The organism is Micromonospora sp. NPDC049114, assembly GCF_040648635.1.
Taxonomy (GTDB): Bacteria; Actinomycetota; Actinomycetes; order Mycobacteriales; family Micromonosporaceae; genus Micromonospora.
In genome coordinates this window covers 76,827-89,784 of sequence record NZ_JBEZEA010000018.1, presented here as the reverse complement: position 1 = coordinate 89,784, position 12,958 = coordinate 76,827, and the positions used below count along the sequence as shown (strand labels likewise).

At 73.0% G+C, this 12,958-nt stretch carries 14 protein-coding genes; 2 read left to right on the top strand and 12 right to left on the bottom strand.

Translation table 11 applies throughout. The features are described from left to right. Window positions 1-26: 26 nt before the first annotated feature. Together AB0B39_RS30870 and recO are read right to left on the bottom strand one after the other, a co-directional pair. Window positions 27-827, bottom strand: a complete 801-nt coding sequence (locus tag AB0B39_RS30870) for an isoprenyl transferase (protein ID WP_234587293.1) — start codon at window positions 825-827, stop codon at window positions 27-29. 8 nt (window positions 828-835) lie between these two features. Continuing rightward, entirely contained in the window at window positions 836-1,711 is an 876-nt protein-coding gene (recO, locus tag AB0B39_RS30865) for a DNA repair protein RecO (protein WP_355067065.1), read from the bottom strand. Window positions 1,712-1,813: 102 nt separating this feature from the next. On the opposite strand from recO, the gene AB0B39_RS30860 reads away from it, so the two are divergent. Then, window positions 1,814-2,620: a DUF4097 family beta strand repeat-containing protein gene (locus AB0B39_RS30860; RefSeq protein WP_234587222.1), complete on the top strand. Its 807-nt coding sequence runs from the start codon at window positions 1,814-1,816 to the stop codon at window positions 2,618-2,620. On the opposite strand, the gene AB0B39_RS30855 is transcribed toward AB0B39_RS30860, so the two are convergent. The 8 genes from AB0B39_RS30855 to AB0B39_RS30820 all read right to left on the bottom strand — a co-directional run bounded on the left by AB0B39_RS30855 (window position 2,607) and on the right by AB0B39_RS30820 (window position 9,996). After that, complete coding sequence (locus AB0B39_RS30855; protein ID WP_357576055.1) at window positions 2,607-3,743, bottom strand: acyltransferase; 1,137 nt, start codon at window positions 3,741-3,743, stop codon at window positions 2,607-2,609. The two genes, AB0B39_RS30860 and AB0B39_RS30855, sit on opposite strands and share 14 nt — an antisense overlap. A gap of 154 nt (window positions 3,744-3,897) precedes the next feature. After that, window positions 3,898-4,803: a GTPase Era gene (gene era / locus AB0B39_RS30850; protein ID WP_234587218.1), complete on the bottom strand. Its 906-nt coding sequence runs from the start codon at window positions 4,801-4,803 to the stop codon at window positions 3,898-3,900. Then, window positions 4,800-5,186, bottom strand: a complete 387-nt coding sequence (locus AB0B39_RS30845) for a cytidine deaminase (protein ID WP_234587216.1) — start codon at window positions 5,184-5,186, stop codon at window positions 4,800-4,802. The genes era and AB0B39_RS30845 overlap by 4 nt, the downstream gene beginning before the upstream one ends. Next, a complete protein-coding gene (locus AB0B39_RS30840; RefSeq protein WP_357498473.1) occupies window positions 5,179-6,603 on the bottom strand; it encodes a hemolysin family protein in 1,425 nt (474 codons plus the stop codon). Before AB0B39_RS30840 ends, AB0B39_RS30845 begins: the two co-directional genes overlap by 8 nt. Beyond that, window positions 6,579-7,052, bottom strand: coding sequence for an rRNA maturation RNase YbeY (ybeY, locus tag AB0B39_RS30835; RefSeq protein ID WP_007463954.1), 474 nt, complete (start codon window positions 7,050-7,052; stop codon window positions 6,579-6,581). Before ybeY ends, AB0B39_RS30840 begins: the two co-directional genes overlap by 25 nt. Before the next feature lie 15 nt (window positions 7,053-7,067). Further along, a complete protein-coding gene (locus tag AB0B39_RS30830; RefSeq protein ID WP_234587214.1) occupies window positions 7,068-8,123 on the bottom strand; it encodes a PhoH family protein in 1,056 nt (351 codons plus the stop codon). A 131-nt stretch (window positions 8,124-8,254) separates the two neighbouring features. Next, complete coding sequence (locus AB0B39_RS30825; RefSeq protein ID WP_357576054.1) at window positions 8,255-9,640, bottom strand: serine hydrolase domain-containing protein; 1,386 nt, start codon at window positions 9,638-9,640, stop codon at window positions 8,255-8,257. After that, the gene (locus AB0B39_RS30820) at window positions 9,637-9,996 is read right to left on the bottom strand and encodes a histidine triad nucleotide-binding protein (protein ID WP_357576053.1); all 360 of its coding nucleotides are present in this window, start codon (window positions 9,994-9,996) and stop codon (window positions 9,637-9,639) included. The genes AB0B39_RS30825 and AB0B39_RS30820 overlap by 4 nt, the downstream gene beginning before the upstream one ends. Window positions 9,997-10,043: 47 nt before the next feature. Here AB0B39_RS30820 and AB0B39_RS30815 point away from each other — a divergent pair, with 47 nt between their 5' ends. After that, complete coding sequence (locus AB0B39_RS30815) at window positions 10,044-10,805, top strand: SDR family oxidoreductase (RefSeq protein ID WP_357576052.1); 762 nt, start codon at window positions 10,044-10,046, stop codon at window positions 10,803-10,805. A gap of 269 nt (window positions 10,806-11,074) precedes the next feature. Here AB0B39_RS30815 and AB0B39_RS30810 read toward each other — a convergent pair whose 3' ends face one another. Continuing rightward, the gene (locus AB0B39_RS30810) at window positions 11,075-11,809 is read right to left on the bottom strand and encodes a 16S rRNA (uracil(1498)-N(3))-methyltransferase (RefSeq protein WP_357498414.1); all 735 of its coding nucleotides are present in this window, start codon (window positions 11,807-11,809) and stop codon (window positions 11,075-11,077) included. 1 nt (window position 11,810) lies between these two features. Then, complete coding sequence (dnaJ, locus tag AB0B39_RS30805; RefSeq protein ID WP_172899204.1) at window positions 11,811-12,956, bottom strand: molecular chaperone DnaJ; 1,146 nt, start codon at window positions 12,954-12,956, stop codon at window positions 11,811-11,813. Window positions 12,957-12,958 lie beyond the last annotated feature (2 nt).

Sequence of the window (12,958 nt, the reverse complement as noted above, 5' to 3'; positions counted from 1 at the left end):
AGAGTGACCGTCGGGTAAGCCTCCGCTCAGACCGTCGGGGCCACCGGGTTGGGCAGCGCGCCGCCGAACCGCCGGTCCCGCTGGGCGTACAGCTCGCACGCGTACCACAGGTGGCGGCGGTCGAAGTCCGGCCAGAGCGTGTCCAGGAAGACCAGCTCGGCGTACGCGGTCTGCCAGAGCAGGAAGTTCGAGATCCGCTCCTCGCCGGAGGGCCGCAGGAACAGGTCCACCTCCGGGATCTCCGGGTGGTACAGGTATTTCGCGACGGTCTTCTCGGTGACCTTCGACGGGTCCAGTCGACCGGCCGCCACGTCCCGGGCGATCGCCGCGGCGGCGTCGCCGATCTCGGCCTGCCCGCCGTAGTTCACGCAGAACTGCAGGGTCAGCGTCGAGTTGCCCCGGGACATCTCCTCGGCGGTCTGCAACTCGGAGATGACGCTCTTCCACAACCGCCCCGACCGCCCCGACCAGACCACCCGGACGCCGAGGTCGACCAGCTGGTCGCGGCGTCGACGGATCACGTCCCGGTTGAAGCCCATCAGGAACCGGACCTCGTCGGGCGAGCGCCGCCAGTTCTCGGTGGAGAACGCGTACGCCGACAGGTAGGGGATGCCCATCTCGATCGCGCCCTCGATGGTGTCGAAGAGGCTGTGCTCCCCCGCCTCGTGGCCCTTGGTGCGGGGCAACCCGCGGTCCTTGGCCCACCGGCCGTTGCCGTCCATCACGACGGCGACGTGCTTGGGCACCGCCTCGCTCGGCAGCGCCGGCGGCCGGGCACCGGACGGGTGCGGGGTCGGTGGCGTCGGCTCCCGCCGGCCGGACCTCATCGATCGGATCACTCGGCTCTCTCCCTGCTCGTGCCGTCCGCACCGGCCTCGACGTCACCGCGCGGCCGGAGCATCGCAGCCCCACCGCCGCCCGGCGGCGGGACCGTGCCGGCGACCGAGGGACCCCGGTCGACCAGCGGCAGCGAGCGTAGCGCGCGTTCCAGATGCCACTGGAGGTGCGCCGCGACCAGCCCACTGCACTCCCGGCGTACTCCCGTCTCGGTGGCGTCGGCGACCACCCAGTCGCCGGTGGTCAGCGCGGACATCAGGTCGATGGTGGCCGGCGCGGGGTGGGCCGCGCCGGGCGGCCGGCAGTCCGGGCAGACCGCGCCGCCGGCCGGCACGGAGAACGCGCGGTGCCGCCCGGGGGTGCCGCAGACCGCGCAGGCGATCAGCGCCGGCGCCCAGCCCGCGAGAGCCATCCCGCGCAGCAGGTACGCGTCGAGCACCAGCGTGGTCGCGTGCTCGCCCCGGGACAGCGCCTTCAGCGCCCCCACGGTGAGCTGGAACAGCCGCAGCGACGGCTCCCGCTCGACAGGCGTCAGCCGCTCGGCGGTCTCGGCGATCGCGCTGGCCGCCGTGTAGCGGGGATAGTCGCCGAGGAACCGCTTGCCGTACAGCTCGATGCCCTCGACCTGGCTGACCGTGTGCAGCGAGCTGCCGTGGTTGCCCTTGGGGTCGCCGGCGAGTTGAAGGTCGACGTGACCGAACGGCTCCAGCCGGGCGCCGAACTTGCTCATGGTGCGCCGGACCCCCCGGGCGACCGCCCGCAGCCGGCCGTGCCGGCGGGTGAGCAGCGTGATGATCCGGTCGGACTCGCCGAGCTTCTGCACGCGCAGCACCACCGCGTCGTCGCGGTAGAGCTGTCGGCGGTACCCGGCCATCGGACCATTCTCCCTCGGGGTCTGAAATCAGGGTCGGTTCGGGGTGGATGCGCGGACGAACCCCGATGCGCCAGGCTCGCCACCGGCCGTAGCGTGCTCGCCATGGCACTGCACCAGATGACCGCCGCCCGTCGTCGCCGCGCCGCCGCGCCCGTCGCGTTGGGGCTGGCCACGGGCCTCATCCTGCTCGCCGGGTGCGACAACCTGTCCTTCCGCCGGCTCGACTACGACAACACCGAGGCGGTGAAGATCAGCACCATCCGGGTGCAGGGGGGCTCCGGAGACGTGATCGTCCGAGGCGGCGGCACGGCGGGCGAGGCACGGATCAAGCGGGTCGTGCGCTACCAGGGCGGCGAGCCCAAGGCCCGGTACGAGATCAAGGACAGCGAGCTGGTGCTGGACACCGACTGCGGCGACAGGTGCAGCGTCTCGTACGAGGTGACAGTCCCCGAGGGCGTGACCGTGCAGGGCGAGAGCGGCTCGGGTGACGTCGAGCTGACCAAGGTCGGCGCGGTGAAGCTGCGGCTGGGCTCGGGCGACGTGCGGATCAGCGACGTCGCCGGGGCGATCGACGTGGAGACCGGCTCCGGCAACATCGAGCTGAGCGAGGCCCGTTCGGCAGTACGACTGCGCGCCGGCTCCGGTGACATCACGGCTCGCCGGGTGGACGGGACGACGGACGCCGAGGCCGGCTCCGGCAACGTCACCGTCGAGCTGGAGACCGCCGCCTCGGCGCGTGTGCACGCCTCCAGCGGGGACGTCTCGCTGGTGGTGCCGGCCGGCAGCTACCGGGTCCGCTCCAGCACCGGCTCCGGCGACGCCCGGATCACCGTCGCCGACGACCCGGCCGCGTCCCTGGTGCTCGACGGCTCGGCCGGCAGCGGAGACGTGTCGATCAGCCAGCGTTGACCTCGACGGTCACCGGCGCACCGGGCACCCGCTGCGCCGGCACGGCCGCCCGTACGGCGGTCTCGCCGACGTCGGGACGACCCGCCGGGCCACGGTCGGAGGGGGCCGGCGGGCCGGTCGGGCGCGACGAGCCGGCGGGAATCAGCTCCGGGCGGCGACGGGCGGCGACGTCCTCGACCCAGCCGACGGCCAGGGTGACCAGACCGACAAGTGCGAAGACCAGCAGCACCCGGACGGCCAGCCCCACCGGGTCCTGGTGCGACCAGCCGACCACGTCGACCAGCGGGGTGAGCGCCACCACGAACGGCATGTGCCAGAGGTAGATGGTCAGCGCCCGCCGGTTGAACACGGTCACCAGCCGGTCGGCCAGCCGGCTGCGCTCCAGCCAGGCCACCCCGGTCGGGGCCCGACCCAGCACGACCAGGATGAACGCGGCCGACCAGAGCGCGTTGCCGAGGTGGTTGTCGTTGAGGTCGTACCCGCGGGGGCCGGGATGCGTGACGATCCAGGCCCCGCCGACGACCGCGAGGGCCAGCGACAGCGGGTACAGCACCCGGCCGGTGAGTCGACGCAGCATTCCGGCGTGGTGGGCGAAGCCGAGCAGCCAGGCGCCGAAGTACAGCCCGAACTCGCGCACCACCGGCGGCGCCGGGTAGATCCCCACCTCGATCGTCACCAGCACCACGTACGGGGCGAGCAGGGTGGGCAGCGGGGCCCGGCGGAACAGCCAGAGCGCGACCGGCGAGGCGAGCACGAACCACAGGTAGTCGCGCAGGTACCAGATGATGCTCAGCGCCAGGGCGCCCCAGTTGTTCGCCGGCGGATCGGTGATCGGGAACAGCCACAGCAGCACCCGGGGCGACAGCGCCAGCCCGGTGAGCAGCATGGCCGGCACGAAGACCGCCGCCAGCACCCACAGCGACGGCAACAGCCGGCGCAACCGGCGGCCGACCGCTCTCGGGCCGGACCGGGCGAGCGAGGCAGCCATCAACGAGCCGGCCAGCGCGAACATCACCGACATGGCCGGGAAGACGAGGGTGAGCGTCGCCCAGCCGGTGACGTGGTAGACGACCACCCGGACGATGGCCAGGAAACGGAGCAGATCGAGGTATCTGTTGCGCATCAGCCTGCATCTGGATCGGGGACGCGGTGCTTCCTCCCCTACCCTTCGCGGCCCGTGCGCCAAACGACGCCGACCCCGGCCGATCGTGAAGCTGCCCACGGCCCCGACCGGGAACGATCAGGCCGCCCCTCAGCAGGGCGGCCGGATGGCGCTCTTAGAAGCCCAGCTTGCGCAACTGCCTCGGGTCGCGCTGCCAGTCCTTCGCGACCCGCACGTGCAGGTCGAGATAGACCCGGCTGCCCAGCAGCTCCTCGATCTGCCGGCGGGCGGTCGTGCCGACCTCCTTGAGCCGGCTCGCCTTGTGACCCAGAACAATGGCCTTCTGGCTGGGCCGTTCCACGTACAGGTCGGCGTAGATCTTGATGACCTGACCCTCGGGGATCATCTCCTCGACCACCACGGCGATGGAGTGGGGCAGCTCGTCGCGGACGCCCTCCAGGGCCGCCTCCCGGATCAGCTCCGCGACCATCACCTGCTCCGGGTCGTCGGTGAGCATGTCGTCCGGGTAGAGCTGGGGCGACGGCGGCAAATATTTGGTCATCACGTCGACGAGCGTGTCCACCTGGTGCCCGGAGACGGCGCTCACCGGCACGATCTCGGCGAACTCGCCCAGCTCGCTGACCGCGAGCAGCTGCTCGGCCAGCCGGCGCTTGTCCACCAGGTCGGTCTTGGTGACCACCGCCAGCACCGTCGCCTTCAGCTCGGCCAGCTCGCCGGTGATGAACCGGTCGCCGCGCCCCACCGGCTCGTCCGCCGGGATGCACAGGCCGATCACGTCGACCTCGGTCCAGGTCGAGCGGACCAGGTCGTTGAGGCGCTCGCCGAGCAGCGTACGGGGGCGGTGCAGACCCGGCGTGTCCACCAGAACCAGCTGCGACTCCGGACGGTGCAGCACCGCCCGGATGACGTGCCGGGTGGTCTGCGGCTTGTTCGAGGTGATCGCGATCTTGGTGCCGACGATGGCGTTCGTCAGGGTGGACTTGCCGGCGTTGGGCCGCCCCACGAAGCAGCCGAACCCGGCCCGGTACGGACGCGGCTCCGGATCCCGGACGGGGCTCACTGGGTCACCGTGCCGAGCACGGTGCCGTCCGGCGCGGCCACGTGGATCGGCGCGTCCACGGCGAGGTCGCGGACCGCGGCGTGCCCGGCGCCGTCCAGCGTCGACGCCTCGGTCACCACCACCGCCGCCTCCAACCGGCCCGCACCGGCGGCCACGGCGGAGGCCACCGCCAACTGCAGCGCCGTGAGGGTCAGGGAGGGCAGCGCGACGCTTGCCGCCGCGTACGTCCGGCCGTCGGAGTCCCGGACCGCGGCCCCTTCCACGGCACCGACCCGCCCGCGGGCGCCCCGGGCCAGGACGACGAGCTTGCCGTCCTCGGCGCTCAGCGGGCCCGGCGCGGTGGGGGTGGGCCGGGCGGCGGGCGCGGCGGGTGTCTCAGGCATCGGCGGCTTGCCTCTCCTCGTCTCGGTAATGATCCGGGTCGTCCCCGGGGCCGGCATTGTCGCCGCGCCCGGTGCTGTCCTGCTCGTCGCCCGACTCCACCCTGCTGACCAGGACGGTGTCGATCCGGTTGCGCCGGCCCGTGGTGCCCTCGGCGACCAGCCGGAGGCCAGCCACCTCGGCCTGCGCTCCGGGGATCGGCACCCGTCCCAGCGACTGGGCGAGCAGGCCACCGACCGTCTCCACCTCGTCGGTGGGCAGATCGGCGCCGAACATCTCGCCCAGGTTCTCCACCGGCAGGCGGGCGGTCACCCGCACCGAGGAGTCCGCGAGGCGTTCGACCGGCGGGCGTTCGACATCGTACTCGTCGGTGATCTCACCGACGATCTCCTCCAGGATGTCCTCGATGGTGACCAGACCACCGGTGCCGCCGTACTCGTCGACAACGATGACCAGGTGGTTGCGGGCCGCCTGCATCTCCGACAGCAGATCGTCGACCGGCTTGGACTCCGGGACGAAGGTGGCGGGGCGCATCAGCTCGGCCACCGGCAACTGCTCGGCGTCCGGGTCGCCGCCCCGCGACCGCCGGATCAGGTCCTTGAGGTAGAGCACCCCGAGCACGTCGTCGACGCTCTCCCCGATCACGGGGATGCGGGAGAAACCCGAGCGCAGGAAGAGCACCAACGCCTGGGCGAGGGTCTTGCCCTCCTCGATCCACACCATCTCGGTACGCGGAACCATCACCTCGCGGGCGATGGTGTCGCCGAGCGCGAAGACCGAATGGATCATCTGACGCTCGCCGTGCTCCACGACGCCGCGCTGCTCGGCCAGGTCCACCAGCTCCCGCAGCTCCACCTGGCTGGCGAACGGCCCCTCGCGGAAGCCGCGCCCGGGGGTGACCGCGTTGCCGATCAGGATGAGCAGCGAGGCGAGGGGGTTGAGCGCGCGGCCCAGCCAGCGGACCAACGGCGCGACCGCCCGGCCCACCGCGTACGCGTGCTGCCGGCCGATGGTGCGCGGCGCGACGCCTACCACCACGAAGCTGACCACTGTCATCGCGCCGGCGGTGACCAGCGCGGCACGCCAGCCGGCGCCGAAGCTGTCCACCGCGACCAACGCCACGAGCGTGGTGGCGGTCAGCTCGGCGAGCAGCCGCAGCAACAGCAGCAGGTTGAGGTGCCGGACGACGTCCGCGGCCACGACCTGGAGGGTCCGGGCGCCGCGCACACCGTCGCGGGCCAGCTCGGCGGCCCGGGCGGGCGAGACCGCGGCGAGCGCCGCCTCGGTCATGGCGATGACACCGGCCAGCACCACCAGGCCCGCCGCGAAGACGATCAGTTGCAGGTCGGGAAGGCCGGCCGTGGGGCCGACCGCGAGTAACAAGGGAGTGGACATCACTGGGTGCGGGTCGACCGCCAGCTCGCCAGCAGTCGAGCCTGCAGAGCGAACATCTCGCGCTCCTCCTCCGGCTCGGCGTGGTCGTAGCCGAGCAGGTGCAGGACCCCGTGCACGGTGAGCAGGTGCAGCTCGTCGGCCGAGGCGTGCCCGGCGGTCGCCGCCTGCTTGGCCGCGACCTCGGGGCACAGCACGATGTCACCGAGCAGGGCCGGCTCGCCGCCGGCGGGGGCGCTCTCGCCCGGACCGTGGTCGACGCTCCCCTCGTCCATCGGGAAGGCGAGCACGTCGGTCGGGCCGTCCCCACCCATCCAGCGGTGGTTCAGCTCGGTCATGTAGTCGATGTCGACAAGCAGCACGGAGAGCTCGGCGAGGGGGTTGACCCCCATCTCGTCGAGGGCGTGCCGGGCGACGGCGAGCACGGCGTCGGTGTCGACCTCGACACCGGACTCGTTGGCGATCTCGATGGACAACTGCTTTCCTCTGCTTTAGCGGCGGCGGCCGGACCGGCCGCCCTGGGCGGGTCGCCCGGGAACGGCGTGGACGCCCTGCGCCTGCTGGTTCTCCCGCTCGTCCCAGCGGGCGTACGCGTCGACGATCTCCCCGACCAGCCGGTGGCGAACCACGTCGGAGCTGGACAACTGGGAGAAGTGCACGTCGTCGACGTTCTCCAGGATCTCCCGGACCACCCGCAGGCCGCTGCTCGTCCCGCCGGGAAGGTCCACCTGGGTGATGTCACCCGTCACGACGATCTTGGAGTTGAAGCCGAGTCGGGTGAGGAACATCTTCATCTGCTCGGGCGTCGTGTTCTGCGCCTCGTCGAGGATGATGAACGCGTCGTTGAGGGTGCGGCCCCGCATGTACGCCAGGGGCGCGACCTCGATCGTCCCGGCGGCCATCAGCTTCGGGATCGACTCGGGGTCGAGCATGTCGTGCAGCGCGTCGTAGAGCGGGCGCAGGTACGGGTCGATCTTCTCGTTGAGCGTGCCGGGCAGGAAGCCCAGCCGCTCCCCCGCCTCGACCGCCGGTCGGGTCAGGATGATGCGGTTGACCTGCTTGGCCTGCAACGCCTGGACGGCCTTCGCCATCGCCAGGTAGGTCTTGCCGGTGCCGGCCGGGCCGATGCCGAAGACGATGGTGTTCGAGTCGATCGCGTCGACGTACCGCTTCTGCCCGAGCGTCTTGGGGCGGATGGTGCGCCCGCGACGGGAGAGGATGTCGAGGGTCAGGACCTCGGCGGGTCGCTCGGCGCTGCCCTGCTCGAGCATGCCGACGGTACGCCGGACGGCGTCAGTGGTCAGGGTCTCGCCTTTCTCGATGAGTTCGAGCAGCTCACTGAAGACCCGCTCGGCGAGGGCGTTGTCCGCGGGGGCGCCGGTGATCGTGATCTCGTTGCCCCGGACGTGCACGTCACTGGCGACCGAGCGTTCGACGAGTCGCAGGATCTCGTCGCCCGCGCCGAGCAGATTGACCATGATCTTGGAGTCGGGCACGGTGATCCTGGTCTGCACCCGGGGCGGGCCGGGAGGTGGGGTGCCGGTCATAGGTCGGGCCGAAGGGCCCTGCGCACCTGCTCTCGATCTCGGCGCCGGCCCTGCTGGCACGGCGTGCGGACGTTACACCCATCGTATCGGGTCAACGCAGGCCGCATCGCGCCCATTTCCGCTGGCCGCGATCAACTACCGGCCCGGAAGTCGTACCCGTCGAAGGTCTCCTGGTGGCGGGTGAACCGGTAGGTCGCCCAGTGCATCCGGACCACCGTCCGATCCTCGTCGCGGGTCAGCCGCAGCAGCTCGCCGACCTCCCGGCCGGAGACCGTCCGGAACACGTCCGGCCGGTCCGGCAGCGGTGCGAAGACCGCCGGCGGGCGGCCCGCCTGGTCCCCGGCCCCGCGCGCCCGCAGGGCGCCGTCGTGCCAGGAGAAGACGTACTCGGAACCCTCGCCCCACCACCGGCCGAGCACCCCCCGCAGGGCCGCCGGAGCGGGTGCGCCCGGCGTCCACGGCTCGATGTCGGCGGGATCGTGCTCGACCGCCTCGGTGAGCAGCCGGTGCGGCAGTTCGAGCACCTCGCTGGCCGTGCCGGACGAGCCGAGCACCGCGGCGCCCATCGCGCCGGCCGTGCCGTCGCCACCCCGCCGGCCGTACACGCCGGCCAGGAAGCCGGGCATCGCCCCGTCGTGCCCCACGTGCACCACCCGTTCACCCTGCGGGACGAGGATCAGGCCGAGCCCGAAGCCGGCGCCCCAGAGCGTCTCGTCGGTGGTGGTCAGCGGCCAGCGCATCTCGTCCAGGGTGCCCGGGGCGAGCACCGCGCCGGCCGGGTCGAGCGCCGCCGGGTCGGCGAGGAACGCCGCCCAGCGGGCCATGTCGCTAGCGGTGCTCCAGAGCTGGGCGGCCGGGCCCACCGCGCCGAAGTCGGTCGGCGGCTCCGGGTGCGCCTCGTCGGAGTACGCGTCGACCAGGTAGCCGGTGGCCGCCGAGGGCCGCGGGGTCACTGTCGTGTCGGTCAGCCCCAGCGGAGTCAGCACCCGCTCGGCGAGCACCTCCGCCCAGGTGCCCCCACGCAGCCGGCCCACCAGCAGGCCGAGCACGGCCAGGCCCAGGTTGGAGTAGTGGAAGCGCCGACCGCTGGGCAAGACCCGCTCGGCGCGGTCGAGGCCGGCCACCAACTGCTCGACGTCCGGCGCGTTCAGGGTGTCCCAGACGTCACCGAACGGCTCGCGTTGCAGGCCGCCGGTGTGTGACAACAGCCGGCGCACGGTCAGCTCGCCGTGCGCCGGAAGGTCCAGGTGCCGGCCCACCGGGTCGTCCAGGTCCAGCAGCCCGTCGTCGCGGCACTGGAGGGTGAGGACCGCCGTGAAGGTCTTGGTGACCGAGCCGATCCGGAACTGGGTGCCCGGCCCCAACGGACTGTCGGTGCCGGTGCCCCCGACAGTGCACGTCCACAGCTGTCGGTCGGCGCGGTGCAGCGCCGCCGACACCGCCGGCACCCGGGCGTCGGCCTGCACCCGGCGGACCAGCCGGCCCAACCGGTCGTACGCGTCGGGGCCGGCCGTCACGCCAGGTCCCGGGCGAGCATCGGACCGAGCGGGGCGCCACCGAGCAGGTGCGCGTGCGCGTGGAGGACCTCCTGCCCGCCGTACGCCCCGGTGTTGAACATCAGCCGGAACCCGTCGCCGAGCAGCCCCTCGTCCTCAGCCACCGCGGCGGCCGTGGCGAGCACCGCACCGGCCAGCGCCGGGTCACCCTCGGCGAGCGTGGCGACGTCGGCGTAGTGCTCCTTCGGAATGACCAGGACGTGCACCGGGGCCTTCGGGTCGATGTCGCGGAAGGCGAGCGTGGTGGCGGTCTCCCGGACCACGGTGGCCGGGATCTCCCCGGCGACGATGCGGCAGAACAGGCAGTCGGATCCCATCGGGGCAGTGTAAGGAGAGGATGCACGGTTGAGGCAGGATGGCCGGCATGACGGATCGGGCGGTACTGGTGACCGGCTCCTCGCGTGGCATCGGCCGCGCGGTGGTGGAGGCGTTCGCCGCCAGCGGCGACCGGGTGGCCATCCACCACCGCGACTCCGGCGACGCGGCCGAGAAGCTGCGCGCGGGGCTGCCCGGCTCGGGGCACGTGGTGGTCCGCGCGGACCTCACCGACCCGGGCGCGGTCCGGGCCATGGTCGACCGGGCCGCCGAACTGCTCGGCGGGTTGGACGTGCTGGTCAACAACGCCGGGACGTACGGCGACCGGGACGTCCCGCACCCGATCTTCGGCACGTCGTACGACGAGTGGCAGCAGCGCTGGCGACAGGTGCTGGAGACCAACCTGACCGGGGCCGGCAACGTCATCTGGTGCGCCGCCCAGCACCTGCGCGAGCGCGGCGGCCGAATCATCAACGTGTCGTCCCGGGGCGCGTTCCGGGGTGAGCCGGACCAGCCGGCGTACGGCGCCAGCAAGGCGGGGCTGAACGCGTTGGGGCAGTCCCTCGCCGTGGCACTCGCGCCGTACGGCATCACGGTGGCCACCGTCGCGCCGGGCTTCGTGGCGACCGACATGACGACCGAGCACCTGCGCGGTGAGCGGGGCGCGGCCATCCGGGCGCAGAGCCCGTTCGACCGGGTGGCCCGGCCGGAGGAGATCGCCGCCGCCGTGCACTGGCTGGCCTCGCCCGAGGCGGAGTGGGCGTCGGGCACCATCGTCGACCTCAACGGCGCCTCCTACCTGCGCAGCTGACAGCGCGGGCAGCGCGGGCAGCGCGGGCAGCGCGGGCAGCGCGGGCAGCGCGGGCAGCGCGGGCAGCGCGGGCAGCGCGGGCAGCGCGGGCAGCGCGGGCTACAACGGGCGTGATGCCTGTGAGTCATCAAGATGACTCACAGGCATCAGGTTCAACCGGGGGTGCGGCTCGACCGCAGCCGACAGCGACCGCCTGGCACGGCCCGGCTCGCCCCTGTCGCACCTGACGGGGCTACGGCGACCGGCGGGCTACCAACGACCGAGGGGGGCTACCAGCGGCCGAGGCGGGTGGCGAGCACGGCGAGCGCCGCGACCCCGGCCGTCGAGGTGCGCAGCACGGCTGGTCCGAGTCGGACCGGCCGGCCGCCGGCCTCGCGGAAGGCGGTCAACTCGGCCGGGGCGATGCCGCCCTCGGGGCCGACGACCAGGACGATCTCACCGCCGGTCGGCAGGTCGGCGGTGGTGAGCCGCTCCTGCGCCTCCTCGTGCAGGACGAACCCGGCGGCGGCGCCGGCGATGCGGCGGGCGACAGTGGCGGTCGACTCGTCGGGCGCACCGGCCACCACCGGCAGCCAGGGCCGGCGGGCCTGCTTCGCTGCCTCGCGAGCCGTGGCGACCCACTTCTGCCGCGCCCGTACGCCCCGGTCGCCGCGCCACTGGACCACCGAGCGCGACGCCGCCCAGGGCACGATCTCGTCCACCCCGACTTCGGTCATCGCCTGCACGGCCAGCTCGCCCCGGTCACCCTTGGCGATGCCCTGCACGGTGACGATCCGGGGTACGGGCGCGTCCGCGTACTCCCGGTTGGTGACGCTGACCTCCAGGCTGCCCCTGCCGACGGCGGTGACCACTGCGGCGGCCGTGCCACCCCGCCCGTCGGCGAGCAGCAGCTCCTCGCCGACGCGCAACCGCTGCACGGTGGCGGCGTGGTGCCCCTCGGGCCCGTCGAGGGTCAGCGCGTCGCCGGTGGGCAGCGCGTCGACCAGGAAGAGCGGCGCGGACACGTCAGGCGTGGCCGTTGAACGCGTCGCGCATCCGGGAGAAGAAGCCGCCCTGCTTGGTCAGCTCGGCGACCTCCTCGCCCCGGGTCTTGGCGAAGTCGCGCAGCATCTTCTCCTGGTCGGGGTCGAGCTTGGTGGGCGTCCGGACGTCGAGGTGCACGTAGAGGTCGCCCCGGCCGGTGCCGCGCAGGTGCGGTACGCCCCGGGCGCGCAGCCGCAGCGTGCTGGCCGGCTGGGTGCCGGCCTTGACGTCGACGGTCTCCTCGCTGTCCAGCGTCTTGATGGTGAGCCGGGTGCCCAGCGCGGCGGCCGTCATCGGCACGGTGACGCGGCAGTGCAGGTCGTCGCCCTTGCGGGAGTAGACGTCGTGCGGCCGCTCGTGGATCTCCACGTAGAGGTCGCCGGCGGTGCCGCCACCCGGGCCGACCTCGCCCTGCTGGGCCAGCCGGATCCGCATGCCGTCCTCGACACCGGCCGGGATCTTGACGGTGAGCGAGCGGCGGGTGCGCACCCGGCCGTCGCCGGCGCAGGTGGGGCAGGGGTGCGGGATTGTCGTGCCGTAGCCCTGGCAGACGGTGCACGGCCGGGCGGAGACCACCTGGCCGAGGAAGGTGCGCTGCACCGACTGCACCTCGCCCCGACCGCCGCACGCCTCGCAGGTGGCCAGGTGGGTGCCGGCGGCCGTGCCGGCGCCCGAGCAGGTGGTGCAGAGCACCGCGGTGTCGACAGTGATCGGGGCCTCGACGCCGAACGCCGTCTCGTGCAGGTCGAGTTCGAGGCGCAGGATCGCGTCGGCGCCCGGCCGGGTCCGCGGCCGTGGGCCACGGGCGCCACCTGCCGCGCCGCCGAAGAACGCGTCCATGATGTCCTGGAAGCCGACGAACGGGCCGGCCCCGCCGGGGCCACCCGGACCGCCCGCGCCGCCGCCTCCCGGGGCGAGCGGGTCGCCACCCAGGTCGACGATCTGCCGCTTGCGGTCGTCCGAGAGGACCTCGTACGCGGCGTTGATGTCCTTGAACTTCTCCTGGGCCTCCGGGTCCGGATTGACGTCCGGGTGGAACTGGCGTGCCAGCTTGCGGTAGGCGCGCTTGATCTCGTCATCGGAGGCTTCCCGGCTGACACCGAGGATGCCGTAGTAGTCCCTGGCCACTG

Coding starts and splice junctions, on each gene's coding strand:
- AB0B39_RS30870 (WP_234587293.1), bottom strand. CDS start 827: ATGAGGTCCGGCCGGCGGGAGCCGACGCCACCGACCCCGCACCCGTCC.
- recO (WP_355067065.1), bottom strand. CDS start 1,711: ATGGCCGGGTACCGCCGACAGCTCTACCGCGACGACGCGGTGGTGCTG.
- AB0B39_RS30860 (WP_234587222.1), top strand. CDS start 1,814: ATGGCACTGCACCAGATGACCGCCGCCCGTCGTCGCCGCGCCGCCGCG.
- AB0B39_RS30855 (WP_357576055.1), bottom strand. CDS start 3,743: ATGCGCAACAGATACCTCGATCTGCTCCGTTTCCTGGCCATCGTCCGG.
- AB0B39_RS30845 (WP_234587216.1), bottom strand. CDS start 5,186: ATGCCTGAGACACCCGCCGCGCCCGCCGCCCGGCCCACCCCCACCGCG.
- AB0B39_RS30830 (WP_234587214.1), bottom strand. CDS start 8,123: ATGACCGGCACCCCACCTCCCGGCCCGCCCCGGGTGCAGACCAGGATC.
- AB0B39_RS30820 (WP_357576053.1), bottom strand. CDS start 9,996: ATGGGATCCGACTGCCTGTTCTGCCGCATCGTCGCCGGGGAGATCCCG.
- AB0B39_RS30815 (WP_357576052.1), top strand. CDS start 10,044: ATGACGGATCGGGCGGTACTGGTGACCGGCTCCTCGCGTGGCATCGGC.